The 26,545-nt window shown below is 61.3% G+C and carries 24 protein-coding genes; 13 read left to right on the top strand and 11 right to left on the bottom strand.

All coding sequences use genetic code 11. From position 1 onward, the window contains the following. Positions 1-46 precede the first annotated feature (46 nt). The 10 genes from PRI8871_RS12065 (at position 47) to recN (ending at position 12,297) form a co-directional block, all read left to right on the top strand. Positions 47-1,156 (top strand): UDP-N-acetylglucosamine--N-acetylmuramyl-(pentapeptide) pyrophosphoryl-undecaprenol N-acetylglucosamine transferase, encoded by a 1,110-nt coding sequence (locus tag PRI8871_RS12065; RefSeq protein ID WP_108886466.1) that lies wholly within the window; start codon positions 47-49, stop codon positions 1,154-1,156. Then, positions 1,153-2,550, top strand: a complete 1,398-nt coding sequence (gene murC / locus PRI8871_RS12060; RefSeq protein WP_108886465.1) for a UDP-N-acetylmuramate--L-alanine ligase — start codon at positions 1,153-1,155, stop codon at positions 2,548-2,550. Before PRI8871_RS12065 ends, murC begins: the two co-directional genes overlap by 4 nt. A gap of 12 nt (positions 2,551-2,562) precedes the next feature. Beyond that, positions 2,563-3,495, top strand: a complete 933-nt coding sequence (gene murB, locus PRI8871_RS12055; protein ID WP_108886464.1) for a UDP-N-acetylmuramate dehydrogenase — start codon at positions 2,563-2,565, stop codon at positions 3,493-3,495. A 101-nt stretch (positions 3,496-3,596) separates the two neighbouring features. After that, positions 3,597-4,487 (top strand): D-alanine--D-alanine ligase, encoded by an 891-nt coding sequence (locus PRI8871_RS12050; RefSeq protein ID WP_108886463.1) that lies wholly within the window; start codon positions 3,597-3,599, stop codon positions 4,485-4,487. Beyond that, positions 4,475-5,353: a cell division protein FtsQ/DivIB gene (locus PRI8871_RS12045; RefSeq protein ID WP_108886462.1), complete on the top strand. Its 879-nt coding sequence runs from the start codon at positions 4,475-4,477 to the stop codon at positions 5,351-5,353. The genes PRI8871_RS12050 and PRI8871_RS12045 overlap by 13 nt, the downstream gene beginning before the upstream one ends. Continuing rightward, entirely contained in the window at positions 5,353-6,687 is a 1,335-nt protein-coding gene (gene ftsA / locus PRI8871_RS12040) for a cell division protein FtsA (protein WP_108886461.1), read from the top strand. Before PRI8871_RS12045 ends, ftsA begins: the two co-directional genes overlap by 1 nt. Positions 6,688-6,859: 172 nt before the next feature. Beyond that, positions 6,860-8,485, top strand: a complete 1,626-nt coding sequence (gene ftsZ, locus PRI8871_RS12035) for a cell division protein FtsZ (protein WP_108886460.1) — start codon at positions 6,860-6,862, stop codon at positions 8,483-8,485. Positions 8,486-8,708: 223 nt separating this feature from the next. After that, positions 8,709-9,632, top strand: coding sequence for a UDP-3-O-acyl-N-acetylglucosamine deacetylase (gene lpxC, locus PRI8871_RS12030; protein WP_108886522.1), 924 nt, complete (start codon positions 8,709-8,711; stop codon positions 9,630-9,632). Positions 9,633-9,748: 116 nt separating this feature from the next. Next, the gene (locus tag PRI8871_RS12025; RefSeq protein ID WP_108886459.1) at positions 9,749-10,606 is read left to right on the top strand and encodes an outer membrane protein assembly factor BamD; all 858 of its coding nucleotides are present in this window, start codon (positions 9,749-9,751) and stop codon (positions 10,604-10,606) included. Between the two features lie 38 nt (positions 10,607-10,644). Continuing rightward, positions 10,645-12,297: a DNA repair protein RecN gene (gene recN, locus PRI8871_RS12020; protein WP_108886458.1), complete on the top strand. Its 1,653-nt coding sequence runs from the start codon at positions 10,645-10,647 to the stop codon at positions 12,295-12,297. On the opposite strand, the gene PRI8871_RS12015 is transcribed toward recN, so the two are convergent. Continuing rightward, positions 12,294-12,785: an anthrone oxygenase family protein gene (locus tag PRI8871_RS12015; protein WP_108886457.1), complete on the bottom strand. Its 492-nt coding sequence runs from the start codon at positions 12,783-12,785 to the stop codon at positions 12,294-12,296. The genes recN and PRI8871_RS12015 overlap by 4 nt on opposite strands. Further along, entirely contained in the window at positions 12,785-13,162 is a 378-nt protein-coding gene (locus PRI8871_RS12010; RefSeq protein ID WP_108886456.1) for a hypothetical protein, read from the bottom strand. The genes PRI8871_RS12015 and PRI8871_RS12010 overlap by 1 nt, the downstream gene beginning before the upstream one ends. A gap of 83 nt (positions 13,163-13,245) precedes the next feature. Between PRI8871_RS12010 and PRI8871_RS12005 the strand changes: the two genes are divergently transcribed. After that, positions 13,246-13,845 (top strand): TetR/AcrR family transcriptional regulator, encoded by a 600-nt coding sequence (locus PRI8871_RS12005; protein ID WP_108886455.1) that lies wholly within the window; start codon positions 13,246-13,248, stop codon positions 13,843-13,845. On the opposite strand, the gene PRI8871_RS12000 is transcribed toward PRI8871_RS12005, so the two are convergent. After that, the gene (locus PRI8871_RS12000; protein ID WP_108886454.1) at positions 13,842-15,218 is read right to left on the bottom strand and encodes an FAD-binding oxidoreductase; all 1,377 of its coding nucleotides are present in this window, start codon (positions 15,216-15,218) and stop codon (positions 13,842-13,844) included. The two genes, PRI8871_RS12005 and PRI8871_RS12000, sit on opposite strands and share 4 nt — an antisense overlap. 114 nt (positions 15,219-15,332) lie before the next feature. On the opposite strand from PRI8871_RS12000, the gene PRI8871_RS11995 reads away from it, so the two are divergent. Continuing rightward, the gene (locus PRI8871_RS11995; protein ID WP_181389457.1) at positions 15,333-16,985 is read left to right on the top strand and encodes a chloride channel protein; all 1,653 of its coding nucleotides are present in this window, start codon (positions 15,333-15,335) and stop codon (positions 16,983-16,985) included. Here PRI8871_RS11995 and PRI8871_RS11990 read toward each other — a convergent pair whose 3' ends face one another. From PRI8871_RS11990 to PRI8871_RS11965, 6 genes are all read right to left on the bottom strand, one after another. Continuing rightward, positions 16,986-17,330 carry a DUF427 domain-containing protein gene (locus tag PRI8871_RS11990; protein WP_108886452.1) on the bottom strand — a complete coding sequence of 115 codons (345 nt, stop codon included), beginning with the start codon at positions 17,328-17,330 and terminating at the stop codon, positions 16,986-16,988. A 58-nt stretch (positions 17,331-17,388) separates the two neighbouring features. Beyond that, a complete protein-coding gene (locus tag PRI8871_RS11985) occupies positions 17,389-19,167 on the bottom strand; it encodes an aminopeptidase P family protein (RefSeq protein WP_108886451.1) in 1,779 nt (592 codons plus the stop codon). Between the two features lie 127 nt (positions 19,168-19,294). After that, entirely contained in the window at positions 19,295-21,175 is a 1,881-nt protein-coding gene (gene cobT, locus PRI8871_RS11980; protein WP_108886450.1) for a cobaltochelatase subunit CobT, read from the bottom strand. A 70-nt stretch (positions 21,176-21,245) separates the two neighbouring features. Beyond that, complete coding sequence (locus PRI8871_RS11975) at positions 21,246-21,518, bottom strand: hypothetical protein (protein WP_108886449.1); 273 nt, start codon at positions 21,516-21,518, stop codon at positions 21,246-21,248. Between the two features lie 449 nt (positions 21,519-21,967). Next, positions 21,968-22,954, bottom strand: coding sequence for a cobaltochelatase subunit CobS (cobS, locus tag PRI8871_RS11970; protein ID WP_108886448.1), 987 nt, complete (start codon positions 22,952-22,954; stop codon positions 21,968-21,970). 205 nt (positions 22,955-23,159) lie between these two features. After that, positions 23,160-23,792 carry a J domain-containing protein gene (locus tag PRI8871_RS11965; protein WP_108886447.1) on the bottom strand — a complete coding sequence of 211 codons (633 nt, stop codon included), beginning with the start codon at positions 23,790-23,792 and terminating at the stop codon, positions 23,160-23,162. 74 nt (positions 23,793-23,866) lie between these two features. On the opposite strand from PRI8871_RS11965, the gene PRI8871_RS11960 reads away from it, so the two are divergent. Then, positions 23,867-24,124, top strand: a complete 258-nt coding sequence (locus tag PRI8871_RS11960) for a BolA family protein (RefSeq protein WP_108886446.1) — start codon at positions 23,867-23,869, stop codon at positions 24,122-24,124. Between the two features lies 1 nt (position 24,125). Here the strand turns inward: PRI8871_RS11960 and PRI8871_RS20170 are convergent, their stop codons facing one another. Together PRI8871_RS20170 and gatB are read right to left on the bottom strand one after the other, a co-directional pair. Next, complete coding sequence (locus PRI8871_RS20170) at positions 24,126-24,761, bottom strand: DUF4177 domain-containing protein (protein ID WP_306418454.1); 636 nt, start codon at positions 24,759-24,761, stop codon at positions 24,126-24,128. A 216-nt stretch (positions 24,762-24,977) separates the two neighbouring features. After that, entirely contained in the window at positions 24,978-26,492 is a 1,515-nt protein-coding gene (gene gatB, locus PRI8871_RS11950; protein ID WP_108886445.1) for an Asp-tRNA(Asn)/Glu-tRNA(Gln) amidotransferase subunit GatB, read from the bottom strand. Between the last annotated feature and the right edge of the window lie 53 nt (positions 26,493-26,545).

The raw sequence follows: 26,545 nt of genomic DNA, 5'->3' as shown, positions 1-26,545 counted from the left end.
CACTGGCCGCCGTATCCCGGCGGCCTTTGCCTGATCGGGGGATGTCATGGCGGAACGATATTCGCGACCCTTGCTTGTGATCGCGGCTGGTGGAACCGGCGGCCATATGTTCCCGGCGCAGGCGCTGGCGGAAAACATGCTGGCCAAAGGCTGGCGGGTAAAGCTGTCGACCGATGCGCGCGGTGCACGCTACACGGGTGGTTTCCCCGACGCGGTTGAGATCGAGCAGGTCGCCAGCGCGACCTTTGCCCGTGGTGGTATCGCGTCGAAACTGGCGGTGCCGTTCAAAATTCTGGGCGGCACGCTGGGCATGGCGGTGCGCTTGCTGCGGGACAAACCCGATGCCGTTGTCGGCTTTGGCGGCTATCCCAGCATTCCTGCGCTTGGGGCGGCTTGGATGCTGCGCTTGCCGCGGATGATCCACGAACAGAACGGCGTTCTGGGCCGGGTGAACCAAGTCTTCGCCACGCGGGTCGATTCGGTGGCCTGCGGGACATGGCCAACCACGTTGCCCGATGGGGTCGAAGCCACGCATACCGGCAATCCGGTGCGCGGCGCGGTCAAGGCGCGGGCCGGGGCGGGCTATATCGTGCCGGGCGATTATCCGATGTCGATACTGGTGATCGGTGGCAGCCAAGGCGCGCGCATCCTGTCGGACATTGTGCCGCCCGCGATTGCCAATCTGCCGATGGATCTGCTTGGTCATCTGCGCGTCAGCCATCAGGCCCGCGATGAGGATGAGGCACGGGTGTCCACGTTCTACGACGAAAACGGCATTCGTGCCGAGGTCCAGCCGTTCTTTGCCGATGTCCCAGAACGCATGAGCGAGGCGCAATTGGTGATTTCCCGGTCGGGCGCGTCATCGGTTGCGGATATTAGTGTGATTGGCCGCCCGTCGATCCTGATCCCGTTTGCGGCGGCGGCGGGCGACCACCAGACGGCGAACGCGCAAGGTCTGGTCGATGCGGGCGCGGCGATCCGCATTCCCGAAAGCAAACTGACAATTGAAGCCTTGACCGAGGCGATTGAGACGGTACTGCGCAACCCCAAAGGGTCGCAGAAAATGGCAAGCGCGGCACTGGGGGCGTCAAAGCCCGACGCCGCAGAAGAACTGGCCGCGCTGGTGATTGCGCTGGCCGAGAAGGGACAGAAATGAACGCAGCCACCAAGCTGCCCGGCGATGTCGGGCCCATCCACTTTGTCGGTATTGGCGGTATTGGGATGTCCGGCATTGCCGAGGTTCTGCTGAACCTTGGCTATGTGGTGCAGGGCTCGGATCTGAAAAGCTCGAAGATCACCGAACGCCTTGAAGGCTTTGGTGCACGCATCTTCGAGGGCCAGTCGGCGGACAATCTGGAAGATGCGCAGGTCGTGGTGATTTCCTCGGCGATCAAACCGGGCAACCCCGAACTTGACGAGGCGCGTCGCCGCGGCTTGCCCATCGTTCGCCGCGCCGAAATGCTGGCTGAACTGATGCGCCTACGGTCGAACATCGCGATTGCGGGCACCCATGGCAAAACCACCACCACGACGATGATGGCCGAGGTGATGGTAGCTGGCAGCTTTGACCCGACCGTCGTCAATGGCGGGATCATCCACGCCTACGGGTCGAACGCGCGGATGGGGCAGGGCGAATGGATGGTGGTGGAGGCCGATGAATCCGACGGCACCTTTAACCGGCTTCCGGCGACCATTGCCGTGGTCACCAATATCGACCCCGAACATATGGAACACTGGGGCAGCATCGAAAATCTGCGCAAAGGGTTTTACGATTTCGTCTCGAACATCCCGTTCTATGGCGTGGCCGTCTGCTGCACCGACCACCCAGAGGTGCAGGCGCTGGTGGGCCGGATCACCGACCGCCGTGTGAAAACCTATGGCTTTAACGCGCAGGCCGATGTGCGGGCGATCAACCTGACCTACAAAAAGGGCGTCGCCCATTTCGATATCGCGCTGCAAACCGAAGACGCGGTGATCGAAGGCTGCACCCTGCCGATGCCGGGCGATCACAACGTCTCGAACGCGCTGGCTGCCGTGGCGGTGGCCCGTCATTTGGGCATGAAACGCGAAGAAATCCGCGAAGCGCTGGCCAAGTTCGGCGGCGTGAACCGCCGCTTTACCAAGGTTGGTGAAGTGAACGGCGTGACGATCATCGACGATTACGGCCACCATCCGGTGGAAATCGCCGCCGTTTTGAAAGCCGCGCGTCAGGCCTGCGAAGGCCGCGTGATCGCCGTACATCAGCCGCACCGCTACACCCGCCTGCATTCGCTGTTCGAAGATTTCTGCACCTGTTTCAATGAGGCAGACGTGGTCGCCATCGCTGAGGTTTTCGCGGCAGGCGAAGCGGAAATTCCGGGCGCCACCCGCGATGATCTGGTCGCCGGTCTGATCCGCCACGGGCACCGCCATGCGCGTGCCTTGCTGACCGAAGAAGACCTGGAACGTTTGGTGCGCGAACAGACCCAGCCCGGCGATATGGTGGTCTGCCTTGGGGCGGGGACAATCTCGGCTTGGGCGAACCGCCTGCCGGAAAAGCTATCCGCCTAAGTCGAGGACGCCATGACTGATATGCCCGCCGTCCGCGGCACGCTGACGCCCAATCGTATGCTGTCTGATCTGACGTGGCTGCGCGTGGGCGGGCCTGCCGATTGGTTCTTTCAGCCCGCCGATGTTGATGATCTGGCGCAGTTTCTGGCGGCGCTTGATCCGGCGGTGCCGGTGTTCCCGATGGGCGTTGGGTCTAACCTGATCGTGCGCGACGGTGGTCTGCGGGCCGTGGTGATCCGCATGGGGCGCGGGTTCAATCAGATCACGGTAGAAGAGGGCGGGCGCGTTCGTGTGGGCGTGGCCGCGCTTGATGCGCATGTGGCACGCAAGGCGGCGGATGCGGGCGTCGACCTGACCTTTCTGCGCACCATCCCCGGCAGCATCGGCGGCGCGATCCGCATGAATGCAGGCTGTTATGGGTCGTATCTGGCGGATGTGTTCGTTGAGGCCACGGCCATAACCCGCGACGGCAAGACCGTGAGTCTGACCGCCGATGACCTGCAATTTGCCTATCGTCAGTCCAGCCTGCCCGAAGGTTGGGTGCTGGTTGAGACCGTTTTGCAAGGCGGCGAGGGCGCACCCGATGCGCTTCATGCCCATATGGACGCGCAGTTGAAAAAGCGCGACGAGACCCAGCCGACCAAAGACCGCACGGCAGGCAGCACCTTTCGAAACCCCGCAGGGTTCAGCTCGACCGGCAAATCCGATGACGTTCATGATTTGAAAGCATGGAAAGTGATCGACGATGCGGGCATGCGCGGGGCCACGCGCGGCGGTGCTCAAATGAGTCCAAAACACTCTAATTTCCTTGTGAACACCGGAGAGGCAACGGCAGATGATCTCGAAGGATTGGGCGAGGAAGTACGAAAAAGGGTTTTCCAACACAGCGGAATAGAGCTACACTGGGAAATCATGCGGGTCGGAGAACCTGCGTCTAAAGATTAATGCGGGCCAACCGCTGCGGACATTACAGGACGCAATAATAACTGGGGCAAAGCCCCGATATAAAGGCAGGTTTGGGTATGTCGAGCAGGACAAACCCGAAAGTGGCAGTGTTAAAGGGTGGCTTCTCGGCAGAGCGGGAAGTGTCGCTTAGTTCTGGTCGTGAATGCGCTGCCGCTTTGCGGGATCAAGGATTCGAAGTGATCGAGGTCGATGCCGGCCCCGAGCTTTCGGCACAATTGGCGGAAATCCAACCCGACGTCGTTTTCAACGCGCTGCATGGCCGTTGGGGCGAAGATGGCTGCGTGCAGGGCATGCTGGAATGGATGCGGATTCCCTATACCCATTCGGGCGTCTTGGCTTCGTCTTTGGCGATGGACAAAGAGCGTAGCAAGGACGCCTATCGTGCCGCCGGTCTGCCGGTCGCGGAAAGCGTTCTGGTTTCCAAGTCCGATGCGATGGCCAGCCATGTGATGATGCCGCCCTACGTGGTTAAGCCTTACAACGAAGGGTCTTCGGTTGGGGTGTATCTGGTTGAGGCGGGCGCAAACACGCCGCCGCGTCTGGACGATGCGATGCCGGATGTCGTGATGGTCGAGGCGTTTGTACCGGGCCGCGAATTGACGACCACCGTGATGGGCGACCGCGCCTTGGGTGTGACCGATATTCTGACCGATGGCTGGTACGATTACGACGCCAAGTACAAGGCTGGCGGGTCGCGCCATGTTTGCCCCGCCGACATTCCGCCGGCGATTTATGACGCTTGCATGGATTATGCCCTGCGCGCCCATAATGCGTTGGGATGCCGGGGCGTGAGCCGGACCGATTTCCGCTGGGATGAGGCCAAGGGGCTTGAGGGGCTGATCTTGCTGGAAACCAACACCCAGCCGGGGATGACGCCAACCTCACTTAGCCCCGAGCATGCCGGGCTGATTGGCCTGAGCTTTGGGGAATTCTGCGCTTGGATGGTGGAGGATGCCTCATGCAACCGGTAAGCGCGCCCAAAAAGGCCGATCCGGCCCCTTCGCGTTGGGCTTACCGCTTTGAGCGGCTGATGCTGACGCCGCTGTTCCGGCTGACGTTGCGGGTGGCTTTGCCCTTTGCCGTGACCTTTGGCGGGGCGACGCTTTGGTTTGCCGATCAGGACCGCCGCGATGATTTCAACCTGATGGTCTATGACCTGCGGTCCTCGGTGGTGCAGCGCGAAGAGTTCATGGTCAAGCTGATGGCTGTGGACGGCGCGACCGATGGCGTTGCCGAAGACATCCGCGAAGTTCTGCCATTGGATTTCCCGGTCTCGTCCTTCGATCTGGATCTGGACCGCATGCGCGAAACCATCGTCGGTCTGGACGCGGTTCAGTCGGCGCAGGTGCGCATCCGTTCAGGCGGGGTTCTTCAAATCGACGTGGTGGAACGCGTGCCGGTCGTTGTCTGGCGTGGCCGCAGTGAATTGGAGTTGATCGACCGCGAAGGCGTGTTGGTTCGCCCGATCGGCTCGCGTTTGGATTACCCGCACCTGCCGGTCATGGCGGGCGCCGGGGCGGATCTGCATGTCGAAGAGGCAATGACGTTGATTTCGTCGCTTGGCCCGCTGATGGACCGCTTTCGCGGGCTGGAGCGGATCGGCGAACGCCGTTGGGATGTGGTCTTGGACCGGTCGCAACGGATCATGCTGCCCGAAACCGGGGCGGTGCGCGCGCTAGAGCGTGTGATCGCGATGGATCGGGCTGTGGAAATGCTGGACCGGGATGTGGTCGCGGTGGACATGCGTCTGCCTCAGCGTCCAACGCTTCGGATCACCGATGGGGCGGTGAAGGAGCTTTGGCGAATTCGGGCAATAGAGGTTGGGGATAACAAATAATGATCGAGCTCTATGAATCGCAGCGCGCGATGCGCAACATGCGCAAGGCGGCAATGCAACGCGGTGTGATTGCCATTTTGGACGTGGGCACGTCCAAAATTGCCTGTTTGGTTCTGCGCTTTGATGGCGCGGAACGTATGGATGAAAGCCAGGGCGTCGGTTCCATGGCAGGCCAGTCGGGGTTCCGTGTTATTGGTGCCGCAACCACACGGTCGCGTGGCGTGCGCTTTGGCGAAATCGTATCGATGGCCGAGGCGGAGCGCGCGATCCGCACTGCCGTGCAGGCCGCCCAGAAAATGGCGCAGATCCGCGTGGATCATGTGATCGCCTGTTTCTCGGGCGCGGGGCCGCGCAGCTATGGGCTTGATGGCTCTGTCGAAGTGAACGGCACCGAAGTGACCGAACAGGACATCGCCCGCGTTCTGAGCGCTTGCGACGTCCCGAATTTTGGCGAAGGCCGCGAAGTGCTGCACGCCCAGCCGGTGAATTTTGCGCTGGACCATCGGTCGGGTCTGATCGACCCGCGCGGGCAGGTGGGGCATACGCTGTCGACCGATATGCATATGCTGACCGTCGATGCGCAGGCCGTTCAAAACCTTGCACAATGCGTCAAGCGCTGCGATCTGGAACTGGCAGGGATTGCAAACTCGGCCTATGTGTCAGGCATTTCCGGGCTGGTGGAAGACGAACAGGAACTGGGTGCGGCCTGTGTCGATATTGGCGGCGGCACGACCAGCGTGTCGATCTTCCTGAAGAAACATATGATCTATGCCGACACCGTGCGCATGGGCGGCGATCACATCACCGGCGATATTTCGCTTGGGTTCCAGGTGCCGATTGCCACCGCCGAGCGGATCAAATCCTTCTACGGCGGGCTGTTCGCCACGGGGCGCGATGACAGCGAAATGATCCAGATCGGCGGCGATACCGGCGATTGGGAACATGACCGCCGCGAAATCAGCCGGGCCGAGCTGATTGGCATCATGCGCCCGCGTGTCGATGAAATCCTCGAAGAGGTACGCGCCCGTTTGGACGCCGCTGGATTTGAGCATTTGCCCAGCCAGCAGATCGTTCTAACAGGCGGATCGAGCCTGATCCCCGGCCTTGACGGGCTGGCCAGCCGCATTCTGGGGCAGCAAGTGCGTCTTGGCCGACCGATGCGTGTGCATGGTTTGCCGCAGGCCGCGACCAGCGCTGGTTTTGCAGCTTCTGTGGGATTGTGCCTGTTTGCTGCTCACCCTCAAGATGAGTGGTGGGACTTCGAAATTCCCATGGATCGCTATCCGGCACGCTCGCTCAAGCGCGCGGTTCAATGGTTCCGGGATAACTGGTAAAAACACTATCTAGTGAATTCAGCGAAATACGGCGCGAAGTTCATGTTTTGCCGCCATATTTTGTGGATTTTCATAGATTTTTACGTGACCTTGCCGCGATCTGTGGTAATAATTGTGGATAAAGGTGCAAAAACGGCCTGAATGGGCTGACAAAAACAGGCGGACATTAAAAATGACATTGAACCTATCCGTGCCCGGTCAGCAGGAGCTTAAACCGCGTATCACCGTTTTCGGTGTGGGCGGCGCGGGCGGTAACGCTGTCAATAACATGATCGACAAGCAGTTGGACGGCGTGGATTTCGTCGTCGCCAACACCGACGCGCAGGCACTGCAGCAGTCGATGGCGCAGCAGCGCGTCCAGCTGGGCGTGAAGGTCACCGAAGGTCTGGGCGCAGGGGCCCGCGCTTCGGTTGGCGCAGCGGCGGCCGAAGAAAGCATTGAACAGATTGTTGACCATCTGGCGGGCGCACACATGTGCTTTATCACCGCTGGCATGGGCGGCGGCACCGGCACCGGGGCTGCCCCGATCATCGCGCAGGCCGCGCGTGAGCTGGGCGTTCTGACCGTTGGTGTTGTGACCAAGCCCTTCCAGTTCGAAGGTGCCAAGCGGATGCGTCAGGCCGAAGACGGCGTAGAAGCGCTGCAAAAGGTCGTCGACACGCTGATCATCATTCCGAACCAGAACCTGTTCCGTCTGGCCAACGAAAAGACCACCTTCACCGATGCCTTCGCCATGGCGGACGACGTTCTGTACCAAGGTGTCAAAGGCGTGACCGACCTGATGGTTCGCCCCGGTCTGATCAACCTCGACTTTGCTGACGTTCGCGCCGTGATGGACGAAATGGGCAAGGCGATGATGGGCACGGGCGAGGCCGAAGGCGAAGATCGCGCCATTCAGGCCGCCGAGAAGGCCATTGCAAACCCGCTGCTGGACGAAATCAGCCTGAAGGGTGCGAAGGGCGTTCTGATCAACATCACCGGCGGCAACGACCTGACCCTGTTCGAATTGGACGAAGCGGCCAACCGCATTCGCGAAGAAGTCGATCAGGATGCAAACATCATCGTTGGTTCGACGCTGGACGAAAGCATGGAAGGCATGATGCGCGTCAGCGTTGTTGCCACCGGCATCGACGCCACCAACGTGCACAGCGAAATGCCGGTTCCGCGCCGTTCGCTGGCCGAGCCGCTGAAACCTGCGGTGCCCGCACCGGCCCCGGCGGCTGCCGCTCCGGCTGCTGCGCCCAACTTCCACGAAGCGCCTGCTCAGGCCCCGTTGGAAGCCGCAGAAGAACCGTCGCTGTTCGAAAACCAAGCGCAGGACGAAGACGATCAGGCCATGCCGTCGTTCTTTGACCATCAGGCTGCCAAGACCGCGCAGCCCGCACCCAAGGCTGCGAAGTCCGACGATCTTCCGCCGCCCGCCTATCAGCCTGCACCGCAGGCTCAGGCCCCGATGGCGGCTGAATTTGTCGCGCCGCGCGCACCGGCCCCTGGCACCCCGAGTGCCGATGCCCTGTCGCGTTTGCGCCGTGCTGCCGACCGAGTGCGCCACGACCCGGCAACCGAAGAAGATGCTGCCGCGGATGAGCGTCCCAAGTCGCCGCTGAATTCGCTGATTGGCCGTATGACCAAGCAGCATCACGCACCGCAAGCCCCGGCCCGTCATCAGCCCGCACCGGCCCCGATGGCGCCGCGTCAGGCCGCAGCGCCTGCACCGCAGCCGCAACCGCAGACCCAAGCGGATCCCGATCAAGAGAAGATCGAAATCCCCGCTTTCCTGCGTCGCCAGGCAAATTAAGCGTACAAATCTTTTTGAATGGGGCGTCTGTCAGGCTGACAGGCGCCCCTTCTTTTTGACGTAATTTCAATGGCTTGTGCCTGTAGGCGAATCTCTGCCGACCATCTGAGGCGCCATGTTTCACTGCGTTACAAAGAGTGATTTGAGGCCAATGGTTCCTAAAGGGTAAATCCGAGTTGGGATGTATGGGGCAGGACAGATCTGCCTGTTTGGGGATAATCGCGTGCAGACAACTCTGAGAACGGCGTTGGTGTTTGAAGGCATCGGCTTGCATCAAGGCAAACCGGCTCGCTTGGTGATTCACCCGGCTGGGGCGGAACATGGCATTTGGTTCAAGCGCACCGATATTCGCCTTGGCGATACGCTGATCCCCGCCCGTTGGGACATCGTCGAACAGACCCCGCTGTGCACCAAATTGGTGAACCGCGCAGGCGCGTCTGTGGCAACGGTTGAACATCTGATGGCCGCTTTGGCAGGCTGCGGTGTGAACAACGCCCTGATCGAAATCGACGGCCCCGAAGTTCCTATCCTTGATGGCAGTTCGGTGAAATTTGTCGAAGGCATTCTGAAGGTCGGCCTGCGCCAGCTGGCCAGCCCCGTGCGTGCCTTCGAAATCCTGAAGCCCGTGGAATTCCGCAAAGGCGATGCTTGGGCCCGCCTAAGCCCGGCCAAGGGCGTTGAAATGGCCTTTAGCATCGACTTTGACGATGCCGCGATTGGCCAGCAACAGCGCCGCCTGAACCTGGCCAACGGCAGCTTTGTCCGTGATCTGTGCGATAGCCGCACCTTCTGCATGCAGGCCGACGTCGACATGATGCAGGCCAACGGCTTGGCCCTTGGCGGTGTGCCGGGCGAAAACGCGGTTGTGTTCGACAAGGGCTGCGTCGTCAGCCCCGGCGGCCTGCGCCACATTGATGAACCGGTCCGCCATAAGATGCTGGATGCGCTTGGGGATTTGTCGCTGGCTGGTGCGCCGATCCTTGGTCTTTATGAAGGCAACCGCGCGGGGCATGCTGTCACCAACAGCCTGCTGCGAACCCTGTTCGCCACGCCCGACGCCTTCCGCATGATCGAATGTGATGCTGATCTGGCCGCAAAACTGCCGGGTGTGGGCGTTACACGCGATGAGATCCCGAAGGTCGCCTAAGCGAGACATCGCAAGGACGTCGTTAAAGCGTTTTGCCTCGGAATTTTATGTGCTAGGACCATTGCAATGGGCGGGGTGGGGTTGCCTCCCGTTTGAAGGAATGAGGGTGAGCACCAATGGCAGGCGTTTCGTCGCGTAGCATGGGTCTTGGGGCGTTGCTGCTCTCGGTCGCATTGGCCGGGTGTGGTCTCGATGTTGAGCGGGAAGGGTTCGGGCCCGGCGGTGTGCCGATCGAAAACTTCACCGCCGAGCAGATCTTTGGCCGCGGCGAATTTGAACTGAACCGCAGCAAGCCTGAAAAGGCTGCCTATTTCTTCTCAGAAATCGAACGGCTGTATCCCTATTCGGACTGGGCCAAGCGTGCGCTGATCATGCAGGCCTATGCGTTCCATCAGGACCGCGACTATGAAAACAGCCGGTCAGCCGCGCAGCGATACATTGACTTCTACCCTGCCGATGACGATGCGGCCTATGCGCAATACCTGCTGGCGCTGTCCTACTATGACCAGATCGAAGAAGTGGGCCGCGACCAAGGCCTGACCTTCCAGGCGCTGCAAGCCCTTCGCGCCGTGATCGAACGCTATCCCGATAGCGATTATGCCCGGTCCTCGGTGCTGAAATTCGATCTGGCGTTTGATCACCTTGCGGGCAAGGAAATGGAAATCGGCCGCTACTATCTGCGCCGCGAACATTACGGCGCGGCGATCAACCGGTTCCGGTCTGTGGTCGAAGATTTCCAGACAACCACCCACACCGCCGAAGCGCTGCACCGCTTGGTTGAGGCCTATCTATCGCTTGGCCTGACCGATGAGGCGCAGACTGCCGGTGCGATCCTTGGCTATAACTACCAATCCACCGAATGGTACGAAGACAGCTATAAGCTGCTGACGGGTCGCGGGCTCGAGCTTGAAGCCGCGGGCGACAGCTGGTTGCGTCAGGTCTATCGCCAGATGGTCAAAGGTAAATGGCTGTAACAGAGGTGGGGGCCAACCTACCCGTCTGAGGTGTGCCGATGCTTCGCGCGCTTGAAATTCGTGACATGCTTATCATCGACCGGTTGGACCTGATGTTCCAACCGGGCCTGAACGTGCTGACCGGGGAAACCGGGGCGGGCAAGTCGATCCTGCTCGACTCGCTTGGCTTTGTTCTGGGCTGGCGTGGGCGTGCGGAATTGGTGCGTGCCGGGGCCGATCAGGGCGAGGTGACGGCGGTCTTTGATCTTCCCGAAGGCCATGCCGCCCATGCCGTTCTGGCCGAAGCCGGGTTGCCCGGCGGTGATGAATTGATCCTGCGGCGGGTGAACACCAAGGACGGGCGCAAAACGGCTTGGGTCAATGACCGCCGCTGTTCGGGCGAAGTGCTGCGCGGGCTGAGCGATGTTCTTTTGGAACTGCACGGGCAGCATGACGACCGCGGGCTGCTCGACCCGAAGGGGCATCGCGATATTCTGGATCTTTATGCCGGGCTGAAGCCGCAACTGGATACGGCCCGCGCCGCCTGGCTGGATCTTGGCCGCGCCCGACGCGCCCTGCGCGATGCCGAGGCCGGGATTGAGGCGGTCCGCGCCGAAGAGGATTTCCTGCGCCACGCTGTGTCGGAGCTGGACAAGCTGGACCCGCAGCCGGGCGAGGAACAGGAACTGGACGCACGCCGCCGCCTGATGCAAGGGGCCGAGCGGATCCGCGATGACATTTCCCGCGCCCATGCCGCGCTTGGATCGGATGGGGCCGAGGGCGCGATGGGCGATGCGCTGCGGTGGCTGGACGGTGCGGCAGACAAAGCCGAAGGGCGGCTTGATCCGCCTCTGGCCGCGCTGGAACGGGCGATGAACGAACTGGCCGATGCCGTGGCTGGGGTAGAAGACTGTCTTGATGCGCTGGAATTTGATCCGCGTGAACTTGAGGCGACCGAGGAACGGCTGTTCGCCATTCGCGGCATGGCCCGCAAGCATCAGATCGCGCCGGATGAACTGCCTGCCTTGGCTGAAACCCTGCGCGGCAAGCTGGCGGCGTTGGATGCCGGTGAAGGCGATCTTGAGGCGCTGCGCAAAGTAGTTACCGCCGCTGAGGCCGCCTATAACGCCGCCGCTAACAACCTAAGCGACAAGCGCCAATCGGCTGCCAAGGCGCTGGACAAGGCGGTGATGGGCGAACTTGCGCCGCTGAAAATGGATCGCGCCGTCTTCCACACCGAATTCGCCACCGCGCCCGATGGGCCAGAGGGGCGCGACGCCGTGTCCTTTACCGTGGCCACAAACCCCGGCGCACCGGCTGGGCCGCTGAACAAGATCGCCTCAGGCGGGGAACTGAGCCGGTTCTTGCTGGCGCTGAAGGTTTGTCTGAGCCAGAGCCGCGATGCCGCAAAGACCATGATCTTTGACGAAATCGACCGGGGTGTTGGCGGGGCCACCGCCGATGCCGTGGGCCGCCGTTTGGCGGCGCTGGCCGATGGCGGGCAGGTTCTGGTTGTCACCCACTCGCCGCAGGTGGCGGCGCTTGGGGCGCATCACTGGCGGGTGCAGAAATCGGTCACCGATGATATCACCACCTCGACCGTGGTGCCGCTGTCGGCGGCTGACCGGGTGGACGAAATCGCCCGTATGTTGGCAGGCGATACCGTCACGGATGAGGCCCGCGCCGCAGCGCGCGCCCTCATGCCGTCTTAACGCAGCTTTAGCAGTCCCAGACCGACCAACAGAAGGCTGACGCCCGATGCCGCGGTGCGGATGATGTTGAACATCTGCCAGCGCGGGGAATACTCGGCCCAGATTTGCGCAGCGGCGGCGGGGTCGTCTGGCAGGGCCGTTGCAGCCAATGCTTCGTTCATCGGGACATTCGCAAATCCCGTCAGCATCACGCCCAGCAGCAGATAGATCATCGCGGCACTGTTAAACAGCCAAGACGCTTGGCGATGTCCTTCTTTCCGGGCCATTTGCGCCACGGATCCCAGAACAAAGGGTGTGCCGAAGAAGGCCGGGGCAAAGACCGCGTTGCGGACAGAAGCGTTCATGCCGTTCATCGCTTGGATCGCCACGTGGGGGTCGATGGCATCGAGCCCCCACATGGTTGAACAGACCCACGCATAGAAGAAGCCGAAAATCGCACCTGTCAGAAGCAGGCCCAGCAATGCGGTTGGGATCAGCGCCTTTTGCATCACGCGGCCTGTGCGGTGGGGGCAGGGCGCAGGTTCAACGCGATGATCACACAGGCGATTTGTGCGCCGATGACGGCCGGCCACACCTGACCAAAGGCCGGGTCAAAGTACTTCTGCGGGCCAAAGCTGACCAGCGCGAGGATCGCGGCCAACACGGCCAATGCAGCGGCGGACTTGCCCCCGGTTTCGGCGTGCCGGTACGCGGCCAGCGCGACCGAGATCGACACCGCCAGGAAGGGGGCCATGCCAAAGGGTGCGATGGCGGCGGGGGGGTGCGGCTGCACACCGGCGAATAAGGCGGCCAGCATCACGCCTTGCAACAGGATCAGCGCGGCGAGGGCGGATTGACGGGCTTTGAAGGAGGAGGATGCGAACATTTTCTAAATCCGTAATTTGGTGTACGTATGTACAGTAGGCGTAATTGTATGTACGGATATTGTCAACCCAGATCGGAGACGAAATGAAAACCAAAGCGAAAGAGAAACGGCACGACCAGATCGCAGAGGCCGCCTATGCGGTCTTGGCCGAGAAAGGGTACCTGGGGCTGTCGATGCTGGCGGTGGCCAAGCGGGCCAAGGCGTCAAATGAAACGCTGTATCGTTGGTACGGGGATAAAGCGGGGCTTTTTCAGTCGCTTATCGAACACAACGCGCAGCAGGTCAGCGACTATCTGGAACAGGTTCTGGACGCTGCGGACGGGGCGAATGAGGCGCTTGGGGCGTTGGCGCCTAAGCTGCTCGAACTGCTGCTGAGCGATCGGGCGATTGCCTTGAATCGTGCCGCGGCGGCGGATGCCAGCGGCACGCTAGGAAAGGTACTTGCGCTATCGGGCCGCGACTCGGTCCTGCCGCGTGTCCAAACCTTGATGGAACGGCAGACCGAAATCGACATCGCGCCGCTGACCGGCGCTGAGGCCGCCGCGCTATTGGTCGAACTGTTGGTCGGGGATCAGCAGATCCGTCGCGCCATTGGCGTGCTGCCGCAGCCGACTCAAGCCCAGATCGACCAGCGCGCTACGTTGGCCTTGGATCGGTTCCGCCTGCTGTGCAGCGGGGCTTAGTTGCCCTGCGGGACCATTTTGCCGGGGTTAAGGATGTTTTTGGGGTCCATCGCGGATTTCAGCGCGCCCATGACCTGCCACGCCGCCCCATGTTCGCGCGGCATGTAGTCCAGCTTGCCCATGCCGACGCCATGTTCGCCCGTGGCGGTACCGCCTAGGTCCAGCGCCCGTTCCACCATGACGTGCGACAGGCGCTTGGCCTCGGCCAGCTCATCGGGGCTGTCGGGGTCAACCATCAGGATCGCGTGGAAATTTCCATCGCCCACATGGCCAAGGATCGGGCCGGGGATCGGGCTTGCGTCGATATCGGCGATGGTGGCCTCAACCGCCTCGGCCAGCCGGGAGATCGGAACGCATATGTCGGTGACCACGGCCTTGCAGCCGGGACGAGACGCAAGGATCGCGTAGTATCCGTTGTGCCGCATCGCCCAAAGCTTGCGGCGGTCCTCTTCCTTGGTGGACCAGGCAAAGCCCTTGCCGCCGTGGTCCGCCACGATTTCCCCGAAGCGTTCGGATTGTTCGGCGACCCCGGCCTCCGAGCCCTGAAACTCGATCATCAGATGCGGGCATTCGGGCAGGGTCGCATCGGCATAGGCGTTGAAGGCCACAGCGGTGGCGGCGTCAACAAACTCGATCCGGGCCATGGGAATGCCCATCTGGATGGTTTCCTGAACAGCGCTGACCGCATCCTCGATCCGGTCAAAGGCACAGACGCCGGACGATACCGCCTCGGGCTGGCCATGCAGGCGCAGGGTCAGGGCGGTGATTAACGCAAGCGTGCCTTCGGAGCCGACCAGCAGCGCTGTCAGGTCATAGCCCGCCGCAGATTTGCGGGCGCGGGTGCCGGTGTTGATGATCGTGCCATCGGCCAAGACCGCCTCGAGCCCCAGAACGTTGTCGCGCATCGTGCCGTAGCGTACGGCGGTGGTGCCGCTGGCGCGGGTGGCGGCCATGCCGCCGATGGTGGCGTTTGCGCCGGGATCGACCGGAAAGAACAGGCCGGTTGCACGCAGCTCTGTATTCAGGGCCTCGCGGGTGATGCCGGGTTGCACGGTGACGTCCTGATCCTCGGGCCGGATCCCCAGCACCTTATCCATGCGAGTGAAATCAACCACCACGCCGCCGCGCACCGCCAGCCCATGCCCTTCCAGCGAGGTGCCGGCGCCCCAGCCGATCACCGGGCAATCCTGCGCCGCGCAGATCTTGACCAGCTCTGATACTTCTTGCGTCGTTTCGGGATAGGCCACCGCATCGGGCAGCGTTTCGGGAAAATAGGACTCGGATCGGCCATGCAGGGCCAAGTCGGACTTGGACAGGCTGAGCCGTTGTCCTAACAAGGAAGTTAAGGCCTCAATGGCGGCTGGAATAGACATGGAACCCATCCTTTCAAATTTCGGGCGACCATACGCCCGGTGGGGGCGGGCGAAAAGCAGGAAGCGCAGGCAATGATAGACACCCCCCGACCCACGCGGCCGTTGACGCGGCAGATGCGCGAAATGGGCGAGGTGTTTTCCCAAGGCTGGGATCTGCTGCGCCACAAAGGGCCCAGTCAGGCGCAGTTCTGGTTTATCGCTTTGCTGATCGGGGTTGCCGCCGGTTTTGCGGCGGTGGTGTTCCGTCTGGCGATCAACTGGCTGCAAACGCTGCTCTATCGGACGCCCGATGTGAACACGCTGCACAGCTTTGCCGAAACGCTGCCGTGGTACTGGGTGATGCTGATCCCAATGGCGGGCGGGGTGACGGTTGGGTTGATCCTGCACTATGCCACGCCCGATGGCCGGGTCCGCGCGGTGGCGGATGTGATCGAAGGCGCGGCTCTGAACGATGGCCGAGTCGAGAAAAAGGCCGGCATCGCCTCAACCTTTGCGCATTGGATCACGCTGTCTACAGGCGGGTCTACAGGGCGCGAAGGGCCAGTGGTTCTGATGGCGGCGATGATGTCCAGCTGGATCAGCAACTTGATCCGTGCCGATGGCATCACGGGCCGCGATCTGCTGGGCTGCGCCGTGGCGGCGGCGGTCAGTGCGTCGTTCAACGCGCCCATCGCCGGGGCCTTGTTCGCGCTTGAAGTGATCTTGCGCCACTTCGCCCTGCACGCCTTTGCGCCCATCGTCATCGCCTCGGCCGCTGGGACGGTGATCAACCGTTTGGCCTTTGGCGATGTGACCGAGTTTGTGCTGCCCGGCACCAGCACGCTGGAGTTCTACTTAGAGCTTCCGGCCTTCCTGCTGCTGGGTTTGGTCTGCGGTGCGGTGGCGGTTTTGATGATCCGCGCCATCTTCTGGGCCGATGATTTCGAAAGCCGCCTTCAGGCCCGGCTGAAATTGCCCCGCTGGGCGCGGCCTGCGGTGGCGGGCGCGGTGCTTGGGGCCTTGGCAATCTTCTATCCGCATATCATCGGCGTCGGGTATGAGACGACCTCGCTTGCGCTGACCGGCAGCCTGCTGCTGCATGAGGCGATCATCTTTGCCATCCTCAAGGTGATTGCCGTGGCCGTCACCATGGCGGGGCGCATGGGGGGCGGCATCTTTTCCCCGTCGCTGATGATCGGCGCTTTGACTGGCCTGTCTTTTGGCCTGATTGCAACCGGTCTGTTCCCCGAACAATCGGGGGCTTTCACGCTCTATGCGCTGGCGGGCATGGGCGCGGTGGCGGCAGCAGTTCTGGGTGCGCCCATCTCAACCACCTTGATCGTGTTCGAACTGACGGGCGACTGGCAGACGGGGCTTGCGGTGATGGTGTCGGTGTCGATGTCCACCGCGCTGGCGTCGCGCTTTGTGGATCGGTCGTTCTTCTTGTCGCAACTGGAACGGCGCAACGTTCATTTGGCCGCCGGGCCGCAGGCCTATCTGCTTGCGATGTTCCGGGTACAGGGCGTGATGCGCGGCCCAACCGATGACGGCGCCGCGGATGAGGCGACCTGTCTGCAAATGATCGAACAGGGCCTGTATTTGCAAGCCAACGCCACCTTGGAAACGGCCCTGCCGCGCTTTGACAAATCGGGCGTGGCCTTCTTGCCGGTCGTCACTATGGACGAAAAAGAAAACGCGCCCCGGCTACAGGGCGCGCTTTTCCATGTCGATGCGCTCAAGGCCTACAACCGGGCGCTGGCCGCCACAGCCGAGGAAGAGCATAGCTGATTACAGCTGTTCGACCGCCACTTTGGGCGTTTTGTTGAAGGCGATATAACCTTTGATTTCGCTTAGGTCCGATACCGGGCTTTCATAGGTCCAGGCCGCGTTTTTCAGCGTTTCAGACTTGGTCACGATCGAAAAATACGACGCTTCGCCCTTTTCAGCCGAGGTGTTCTTCTGATCGGTCGGGTCCAGAAACGCCATGGCAATATCGCCGCGCGGGAAATAGATCACCGGCGCAAGATCGCCCTCGGTCAGTTCCATCGCGCCGTTTGATTCACACAGAACCGCGCCGCCTGCGCGCACCACCCAAGTGCCTGTGGCTGGCCGAATAGTTATGAATTTCGTCAAAGTCTCACTCCCGATCGTTCGGCGGATGTTATGACCCGCGTTAGGTAACAGCAACGTGTCACAATGGCTGACAGGCAGATACGAGCCATTCCGCCGCAGGCCCGTCTAGCAGTGGCAGAACGCGGCTCTCCACTTCTTGGTGGTAGGCATTCAGCCAATCGCGTTCGGCATTGGTAAGCATGGTGACGTCGATCAACCGTCGATCAATCGGCACCCATGTCAGCGTCTCAAAGCACAGCATGTCCTGAACGGTCTGCCCCGGCAAATCAAGTGCTTTCTGAACCACGATCAGGTTTTCGATCCGAATCCCATAGGCCCCTTCGCGGTAAAATCCCGGCTCATTCGACAGAATCATCCCCGGTTCAAACGGCACAGTTCCCGACCGCGCCAACCGCTGCGGCCCTTCATGCACCGACAGATAGGCCCCAACCCCGTGGCCCGTGCCATGGGCGTAATCCAGCCCTGCCTCCCACAGGCGCGCCCGCGCCAGCGCGTCAATATCGCGCCCCGCCAGCCCCTTGGGAAAGCGCAGCCGCGAAATGGCGATCATCCCTTGCAACACGCGGGTGAAGTTCTGCCGCTCTTCCTCGCCGGGGGTGCCGATGGCCATGGTGCGGGTGATGTCGGTGGTGCCATCGACATATTGCCCGCCGCTATCGACCAGCAACAGTTGCCCCTCCAGAACTGGGGCGTTGGTGCTGTTGGTCACGCGGTAATGCACGATGGCCCCGTGCGCGCCCGCGCCGCTGATCGTCTCAAAGCTGATGTCGCGCAGGGCATTGGTGTTGCGCCGCTCGGCCTCCAGCGCCATAGCCACGTCAATTTCCGTCAGCGTGCCGGGGGGCTGCGCATCCAGCCAGCACAGGAATCGCGCCATGGCGGCGGCATCGCGCAGATGCGCCTGACGGCTGCCCTCAATCTCAACCGCGTTCTTGCGCGCCTTGGGGAGCAGGCAGGGGTCTTGCCCCTCGACAACCTGGCGCCCGGCCTCTTGCAACCGGTCCACCACGATCAGCGGAACCGAGGCCGGATCCACCATCACCGGCCCGTCCAATTCGGCCAAGGCTTCCAGGAACGCATCAACCGGACGCTCTGTTACACAGGCCCCAAGGTCCAAACCTTCGGTCTTGCCCGGCGCAATGAACAAGGTCACACGCGCATCGGCATGCAGCACGGCAAACCCATGCGGCACGGGGTTGCGCGGGATGTCGCTGCCGCGGATATTCAGCAGCCAGGCGATGGAATCCGGCAAGGTGATGATCGCACAAGCCGCCTTGCCAAGCCCGGCCGCCAAACGCGCGATCTTGTCTTCCCGCGTCTCACCGGCCAAGGACACCGGCTGTTCAAACACCGTGCCCATGGGCGGCGCGGGCTGATCGTCCCAAACCGCATCGACAAGGTTCGCGCAGCGCACCAGTTCGGCGCCTGTCAGAGTCTCTTCCAACATACGCACCTCGGCCAGCCGGTGCAGCCACGGGTCAATGCCGATTTTTGCCCCCTTTGGTGCCTCAGAGTTCAGCCACTCCGCGACCTCAACCTCGGGCCAGGCCACAGGGGTGAACACATCCGCCACCTGCGCGCGCACCTGAACGCGGTAGCGCCCATCGACAAAGACCCCGGCCTTGTCCATCAACGCCGCGCAAATCCCCGCCGACCCGGTAAATCCGGTCAGCCAAGCCAGCCTATCATCATGGGGCGCTACATATTCGCCCTGATGCGCATCGGCGCGCGGCACCAAAAACCCGTCCAGCCCGCGCTCGGCCATCTGCGCACGCAGCGCGGCCAGCCGCGCCGGGCCCGTGTCCGGCGATGCAATATCATCGTAGGTTTGAAACATGTCGCGGCTCCCCTTGTCAGCCCGCCCGAGACAACCCGAACGCCGCTGCGGATGCAAGCACGCTGCATGTATTTTCTGACTGGAAATATTCCTCGGGGGTCCGGGGGCAGACAGCCCCCGGCGGGCGTCATGACGCCCGCTTGATCCCCATGACACGGGCGCGTGCCCGTGGGTCGCTGTCAAACAGCGATGCCAATTGCTCGGTCATTGCGCCAGCCAGCTGTTCGACATCGGTGATGGTCACCGCGCGGTCGTAATAGCGGGTCACGTCGTGGCCAATGCCGATGGCCAGCAATTCCACCTGCCTGCGCTTTTCCACCATGGCGATCACATCGCGCAGGTGCTTTTCAAGGAAATTGGCCGGATTCACGCTCAGGGTGGAATCGTCCACCGGAGCGCCGTCGGAAATCACCATCAAGATCTTCCGCGCCTCAGGCCGGCCGACCATCCGGCGGTGCGCCCATTCCAGCGCCTCCCCGTCGATGTTTTCCTTCAGCAGTCCCTCTTTCATCATCAGGCCAAGGTTGGCGCGGGTGCGGCGCCAAGGCGCATCGGCCCCCTTATAGATGATATGGCGCAGATCATTCAGGCGTCCGGGCTGCTGTTCGCGGCCATCGTTCAGCCAAGTCTCACGCGATTGGCCGCCTTTCCACGCACGGGTGGTAAAGCCCAGGATCTCGACCTTGACGTTGCAGCGTTCCAGCGTGCGGGCCAGAACATCGGCGCAGATCGCGGCAATCGAAATCGGCCGCCCGCGCATTGAGCCCGAGTTGTCGAGCAGCAGCGTCACAACGGTGTCGCGGAATTCGGTGTCTTTCTCGATCTTGAAGCTAAGCGGCGTGGTCGGGTTGGCGACCACACGGGCCAAGCGGCCTGCGTCCAGAATGCCTTCCTCCAGATCGAATTCCCAGCTGCGGTTCTGCTGGGCCTGAAGGCGGCGTTGCAGCTTATTGGCCAGACGGCTGACCGCGCCTTTCAGCGGCTCCAACTGTTGGTCCAGATAGGCGCGCAAGCGTTCCAGCTCGATCGGCTCGGCCAGATCTTCGGCAAGGATTTCTTCGTCGAAATCCGATTTATAGACTTTGTAATCCGGGTCCGCTTCGGACACCGGGGCAGGGGGCGGCGGCTCTAGCGGGGCCTCGCCCTCGGGCATTTCGGCCTCGTCGCTCAGCTCATCCTCGGCGGATTCGTCCATCGACACCTGAGCCGAACTGGAATCCTGCGTTTCGTCCTGGCTGCGCTCGGGGCTGGCCTCGGTTTCTTCGTCTTCGGAGTTGTCGTCCTGACCGGTCGAATCCGGGTCTTGCTGATCGTCCTGTGAATCCTCGGCCTGTTCTTCGGCCTCGTCTTCGATATCATCCGGGTCATCGCCCAGCTGATCACCATAGCCCAGTTCGCTGATGACCTGACGGGCAAAACGGGCAAAATCGGCCTGATCGGCCAGCCGTTCATTCAGCGTCTCAAGCGAGGTGCCGACCTGCTGTTCGATGAACGGGCGCCAGATGTCCATGACGTTCTGGGCACCATTTGGAAGGGTGCGGCCCGTTGCCAGATGCCGGACCAGATAGCCCGCGGCCTCGGCCAGAGGCGCATCAGATGTGTCTTTGACCTGCGCATACCCGCGCCGAAGCGCTTCGCTGGCGATCTTGGCGTCGATGTTGCCCGCGGTGCCGGGCATGTCGCGCGCGCCCATGGCTTCACAGCGGGCGGTTTCCATCGCTTCGTAAATTTCGCGCGCCATATCGCCCGGAGGCGCATAGCGGGCATGGGTGGCCCCATTGTGATAGCGCCGTTTCAGCGCCAAAGCATCGGCGGTGCCGCGCGCCAGAAGGACTTCATCCCGTGTCATGCGGCGGCTGACCTGAGGCAAGCGCATGGCGTCGCCGGACACGCCCGAAGGATCGACCGTGTAGCTGACTTTCAGTTCTGGGTCATCCGCCATGACCTTGGTCGCTTCGGCCAACGCCTTTTTGAACGGATCTGCGGGGTTGTCTGACTTCTGTGCCATGGGAACGGTTTTCGACCGTTGTCCGGGAATTGGCAAGGGTAATTCTTAGGGTGGGCGGTGCGGATCGGGTCTAACCAACCAACAGGCTGGCGCATTGCGTCAGCAACTGTTGCGAGGTGACCTCGGCCATGCGTTTTTCGCGCGGGGTGCGGGCAAAGGTCGCCCGTTGCAGCAGTTCGGCCTGCGCCATTTTCGCGTCAATGCGCCAGCTTAGCAGGGTCGAGCCATTGATGCCCTCAGCCTCGGCCTGATCGCGCACAGCATCGAGGATATCGAGGAACCCAGCCCGGCGGGCCTCGGTGGCTTCCGAGGCCGCGCCGTCGAACATCCATTGATGTTCCATGAGTGCTGAGAGGCGCCCGGTACAGGTTGCGAACATGCGGACCTGCCCGGACAAACTGCCCGATGCAGCAGGCGTACTCATTAACATGACCACAGCCATGACAGATCCACCTAGATATGTTCGCAAACTGCCCATGACTTAAACATTAAGCTGTAAAAAGCGGTCATCAATTGGGTGAGATGAAAATCTCGGTGTCGTTGTTGCATTCCTGAAACAGAATGCGTTTGCAGCGAGACTTGGTGCAAATGCGGCAATCTTGCGGGATCATGGGGTTATGCGCCGTTTTCAATCCAAGCGCGAATGCCTTGATGTTTGACCAAAAGATCAATTTTCCCGGCCCAAAAGGCTAGGTTTGGCGTATATGCCCGGAAAAAGCCGCAATCGGTTGGCTGCAAAGCAAAAGGGCCAGCGCATGGCGCCAGCCCTTGAAACCTCTGATGTTTGGCAGATCAGTCCAGCGAAACGCTGGCCGCGCTTTCGGGCAGTTCTTCGTCAAAGCAGCGCTGATAGAACTCGGCCACGGTCTGGCGCTCCAGCTCATCACACTTGTTCAGGAAGGACAGGCGGAAGGCATAGCCGACATTGCGGAAGATTTCCGCGTTCTGCGCCCATGCGATGACGGTCCGGGGTGACATCACGGTCGACAACTCGCCATTCATGAAGGCACGGCGGGTGAAGTCGGCGACGGTCACCATCTGGCGGATCGTCTTGCGGCCCTTGTCATTGTTGTAATGCGGGGCCTTCGACAGAACGATGTTCGTTTCGGCGTCGATCGACAGATAGTTCAACGTGGCCACCAGCGACCAACGGTCCATCTGGCCTTGGTTGATCTGCTGGGTGCCGTGATAGAGCCCGGTCGTATCGCCAAGGCCGACGGTGTTGGCGGTCGCGAAGATACGGAAATATTTGTGCGGGGTGATAACGGTGTTCTGGTCAAGCAGCGTCAGCTTGCCATCGGTTTCCAGCACGCGCTGGATCACGAACATCACGTCCGCGCGGCCTGCATCGTATTCGTCGAACACGATGGCGCAGGGGTTGCGCAGCGCCCAAGGCAGGATGCCTTCTTGGAACTGGGTGACTTGCTTGCCGTCGATCAGCTTGATCGCATCCTTACCGATCAGGTCGATCCGGCTGATGTGGCTGTCAAGGTTCACACGAACCGACGGCCAGTTCAGGCGCGCGGCCACCTGTTCGATGTGGGTCGATTTGCCGGTGCCGTGATAACCTTGGATCATCACGCGGCGGTTGTTGCGGAAGCCCGCCAGAATGGCCAGCGTCGTATCGGGATCGAACTTATAGGTCGAGTCCAGATCCGGCACGCGATCTGTCGCATCCGGGAAGCCATGCACGATCATATCGGAGTCAATGCCAAAGACTTCACGAACAGAGATTTCCTCAGTCGGTTTTGCATTGGTGTCGAGCGATGCAACGGCCATGTCGCGCGTCCTTCTTTGGCAGCTTCCAATATTCGGCCTGTGGTGCCTGATATTGCGGGCAAGGGCAAGAGGATCCGGGGGGAATTCCGCCCTTTGGCGCGCAAGCGGCACAAAGGGGCGTGGAAAACGAAAGGCCCGGCCTGTGAAAACAGCAGGCCGGGCCAATGGGTTGCGTGCGGAGGCGTGACCGCCTTGGATGCGCCGATCACTTGAAGTTGCGGCTATCCTTGATCTGATCCCAGGCCCAAACAACCTGCTGCAACTGTTCTTCCTGAGACCGGTCGCCGCCGTTCATATCAGGGTGCAGCACCTTGATCAGGGCCTTATAGGCCTTGCGCACCTCGGCCTTGGACCAGCTGTCCTTGGCGTCAAGGATATCAATCGCCTGACGTTCGGTCGGGGGCAGGCGGCGCGTATGGCCTGCGGTCGAGGCGTTTTTGCCCGGATTGCGCGTGGCATTGTCGCCCAGAACCTGATGCGGGTCTTCGATGCCCAAACGGGCCCAGGCGCGGGCTTCGGGGTCGCGGAAACTTTTGGTTTCGCGTTCCCACACCTTATCTTTGGAATGTTGGGCGTTCATCTCGGCTTCGGTCTTGCCGTCGAAGAAGCTCCATTTGGCGTTATATTCGCGGACGTGGTCCTTACAGAACCAATAGAAGTCGTCCAACACGTCGGGGGCTTTGGGCGCACGGTACTTGCCTGCGGCCTCGCAGCCGTCATGTTCGCACAGCCGCGTGGATGTTTCAGATTCGCCGGTCATGCCGCGCCGGCCGCGTGGTTTCTTTTTCTTGGCCGAACTAACGGACATATCAAAACCGAAGGGGTCTGGTCTGCTCATGGGAACACCTTTTCGACTCGGACGCCAGAGTTTAGACATTCTGACGGAAGAGTGTAGAGGCGAGGCCCGAAAAAATGACCCGAGCGGAAGAAATTCAACAACGTTTGCAACAAGCCTTCGCGCCGTCGACGCTGGATGTGCGCGATGACAGCGAACGGCATCGCGGTCACGCGGGATATCAGGAAGGCGGCGAAAGCCATTTTCACGTGACCATGCGGTCAGATGCGATGGCGGGTAAGTCGCGGATTGCGCGGCACCGGGCGGTTCATGGTGCGATCGGGGCCGAACTGATGGGCCAGATCCACGCGCTATCGCTGGATCTGGACGTCTGATTTATTCGGCGGCCATGCCGCTGCGCTGATGGGCGGGGGCGTCGATCTGTTCGTCGTCCTCGGCCAGCAGATCGATGTCGTCCAGCAGATCTTCGTCGGCCGATAGATCATCCGCCACGGTCAGTTCTTCGGCGTCTTCGATCTTACCCTCGGCACCGCGAATGGTGGCAGCGCGGTTGCGCACCACTTGGCCAAGGGAATCAAGTTCCTGAACGTCGCCTTCGGCCAGATCAAACACCATCGACGCGGCGGTGGCTGCAGCGGGGCGGGGCGCAGGTTTCGGGGCCGGATTGGGCGCGGCGGCTTCGGCGGGCTGGGCCGGCTCGGCCACGGCAGCAACGGGTTTCGCTTCGGGCGCGGGGGCCTCAAGCATCATCGGCGCATCGACTGCGGCTTCGACGGCTTGGCGCGGACGGCGGAACACCAGCACATTGCGCCAGTTTGTCGTGGTCGAGGTCAGACCGCTGCGTTCCTCCGAAGGAAGCGTTTCAGATCTTTGAAATTCCCAGCCCTTTTGCGCCATGTCGTTCATGAGGTTTTCCAACGCAAAGGCGAACCGGCTTTCAGCACCTTTTACACCTTTGGCCCGTTGCCCTTTGGATGGGGCGGGGACCACCTTATATTCGTAACCAGTCATCTGCCCCCCAATGCCTTGGATCTAATCAATAGATGAACCATACGCTTTTGCCATAATTTTTGCACGATCTGTTTGTGATCGTTTACACTTTGGAAACAGAATGTGGAAAAAGTTTGGTCTGTTCCGGGGAATTGCGCGGCATTCGCGGTATTGGTGTAGTATGAATGACAAAAGGGCCACCATCGGCGGCCCTTTGTTGCTTTTTTAAAACGGTTTTTACTCGGCCAGCTTGCGGGCAACCAGTTCGTTGACCGCCTTCGGATTGGCCTTGCCGCCCGTGGCTTTCATCACCTGACCTACGAACCAACCTGCCAGTTTCGGGTTCTGCTTGGCCTTTTCGACCTGCGCGGGGTTGGCGGCGATGATCTCATCGACGGCGGCTTCAATCGCGCCAGTGTCTGTTACCTGCTTCATGCCGCGCTCTTCGACAATCGCCTCGGGGTCGCCGCCTTCGGTGTAGACGATCTCAAACAGATCCTTGGCGATCTTGCCCGAAATGGCGTCGGATTTGATCAGCTTGATGATCCCCGCCAATTGCGCCGGGGTGACCGGGCTTTCGGTGATGTCGTGGTCTTCTTTCTTCAGACGGCCAAACAGTTCATTGATGACCCAGTTTGCCGACAGCTTGCCGTCGCCTGCATCGGCGACCACGGCTTCGAAATAGGAGGCGTTTTGGGTGTCTGCGGTCAGAACGTTGGCGTCATATTCGGACAGTCCGAAATCTTTGACGAAACGGGCCTTCTTTTCATCGGGCAGTTCCGGCAGCGAGGCGGCGATATCGTCGACCCATGCTTGCTCAATCTCTAGCGGCAGCAGGTCAGGGTCGGGGAAGTAGCGGTAGTCATGCGCTTCTTCCTTGGACCGCATCGAGCGGGTTTCGTTCTTGTCGGCGTCGTACAGGCGGGTTTCCTGATCGACGGTGCCGCCGGATTCAAGAATGGCGATCTGACGACGCGCTTCGTAGTCGATGGCCAGCTGAATAAAGCGCATCGAGTTCATGTTCTTGATTTCGCAACGCGTGCCCAGATGGCTGAAGTCCTGCGTTTCTTGGTACTTTTCGTACTGGCCCGGACGGCAGACCGACACGTTCACGTCGGCGCGCAGGTTGCCGTTTTGCATGTTTCCATCGCAAGTGCCCAGATAGCGCAGGATCTGACGCAGCTTGGTGACATAGGCCGCGGCTTCTTCGGGGCCGCGAATATCGGGGCGACTGACGATTTCCATCAGCGCCACGCCGGTGCGGTTCAGGTCAACGAAGGACATCGCCGGATCCATATCGTGGATCGACTTGCCCGCGTCCTGTTCGATGTGGATGCGTTCGATGCGCACCAAACGGGCCACGCCCGGTTCCATATCGACGATCACTTCGCCTTCGCCAACGATGGGTTCGTACAGCTGGCTGATTTGATAGCCCTGCGGCAGATCCGGGTAGAAGTAGTTTTTACGGTCAAAGGCCGATTTCAGGTTGATCTGCGCCTTCAGGCCCAGACCGGTGCGCACGGCCTGTTCGACGCAATATTCGTTGATGACAGGCAGCATGCCGGGCATGGCCGCATCCACAAAGGCAACGTTGGCGTTCGGTTCAGCGCCGAATTGGGTCGATGCGCCTGAAAACAGCTTGGCCTGACTGGCGACCTGGGCATGGACTTCCATCCCGATGACCAGTTCCCAATCGTATTTTGCCCCGGCAATGACCTTGGGTTTCGGCGGCTCAAAGCTCAGATCCAGCATGGCGTCCTCGTATATCGGTTCGCAGGCGGTTCTAAGTCAGCCATGGGGGCGGG

Source organism: Pseudoprimorskyibacter insulae (genome assembly GCF_900302505.1).
Taxonomy (GTDB): domain Bacteria; phylum Pseudomonadota; class Alphaproteobacteria; order Rhodobacterales; family Rhodobacteraceae; genus Pseudoprimorskyibacter; species Pseudoprimorskyibacter insulae.
The sequence above is the reverse complement of the archived record's forward strand: the minus strand, read 5'-3'. Positions and strand labels throughout refer to the sequence as shown.

Coding starts and splice junctions, on each gene's coding strand:
- PRI8871_RS12065 (WP_108886466.1), top strand. CDS start 47: ATGGCGGAACGATATTCGCGACCCTTGCTTGTGATCGCGGCTGGTGGA.
- murC (WP_108886465.1), top strand. CDS start 1,153: ATGAACGCAGCCACCAAGCTGCCCGGCGATGTCGGGCCCATCCACTTT.
- murB (WP_108886464.1), top strand. CDS start 2,563: ATGACTGATATGCCCGCCGTCCGCGGCACGCTGACGCCCAATCGTATG.
- PRI8871_RS12045 (WP_108886462.1), top strand. CDS start 4,475: ATGCAACCGGTAAGCGCGCCCAAAAAGGCCGATCCGGCCCCTTCGCGT.
- ftsA (WP_108886461.1), top strand. CDS start 5,353: ATGATCGAGCTCTATGAATCGCAGCGCGCGATGCGCAACATGCGCAAG.
- ftsZ (WP_108886460.1), top strand. CDS start 6,860: ATGACATTGAACCTATCCGTGCCCGGTCAGCAGGAGCTTAAACCGCGT.
- PRI8871_RS12025 (WP_108886459.1), top strand. CDS start 9,749: ATGGCAGGCGTTTCGTCGCGTAGCATGGGTCTTGGGGCGTTGCTGCTC.
- recN (WP_108886458.1), top strand. CDS start 10,645: ATGCTTCGCGCGCTTGAAATTCGTGACATGCTTATCATCGACCGGTTG.
- PRI8871_RS12015 (WP_108886457.1), bottom strand. CDS start 12,785: ATGCAAAAGGCGCTGATCCCAACCGCATTGCTGGGCCTGCTTCTGACA.
- PRI8871_RS12010 (WP_108886456.1), bottom strand. CDS start 13,162: ATGTTCGCATCCTCCTCCTTCAAAGCCCGTCAATCCGCCCTCGCCGCG.
- PRI8871_RS12005 (WP_108886455.1), top strand. CDS start 13,246: ATGAAAACCAAAGCGAAAGAGAAACGGCACGACCAGATCGCAGAGGCC.
- PRI8871_RS12000 (WP_108886454.1), bottom strand. CDS start 15,218: ATGTCTATTCCAGCCGCCATTGAGGCCTTAACTTCCTTGTTAGGACAA.
- PRI8871_RS11995 (WP_181389457.1), top strand. CDS start 15,333: ATGCGCGAAATGGGCGAGGTGTTTTCCCAAGGCTGGGATCTGCTGCGC.
- PRI8871_RS11985 (WP_108886451.1), bottom strand. CDS start 19,167: ATGTTTCAAACCTACGATGATATTGCATCGCCGGACACGGGCCCGGCG.
- cobT (WP_108886450.1), bottom strand. CDS start 21,175: ATGGCACAGAAGTCAGACAACCCCGCAGATCCGTTCAAAAAGGCGTTG.
- PRI8871_RS11975 (WP_108886449.1), bottom strand. CDS start 21,518: ATGGAACATCAATGGATGTTCGACGGCGCGGCCTCGGAAGCCACCGAG.
- cobS (WP_108886448.1), bottom strand. CDS start 22,954: ATGGCCGTTGCATCGCTCGACACCAATGCAAAACCGACTGAGGAAATC.
- PRI8871_RS11965 (WP_108886447.1), bottom strand. CDS start 23,792: ATGAGCAGACCAGACCCCTTCGGTTTTGATATGTCCGTTAGTTCGGCC.
- PRI8871_RS11960 (WP_108886446.1), top strand. CDS start 23,867: ATGACCCGAGCGGAAGAAATTCAACAACGTTTGCAACAAGCCTTCGCG.
- PRI8871_RS20170 (WP_306418454.1), bottom strand. CDS start 24,761: ATGACTGGTTACGAATATAAGGTGGTCCCCGCCCCATCCAAAGGGCAA.
- gatB (WP_108886445.1), bottom strand. CDS start 26,492: ATGCTGGATCTGAGCTTTGAGCCGCCGAAACCCAAGGTCATTGCCGGG.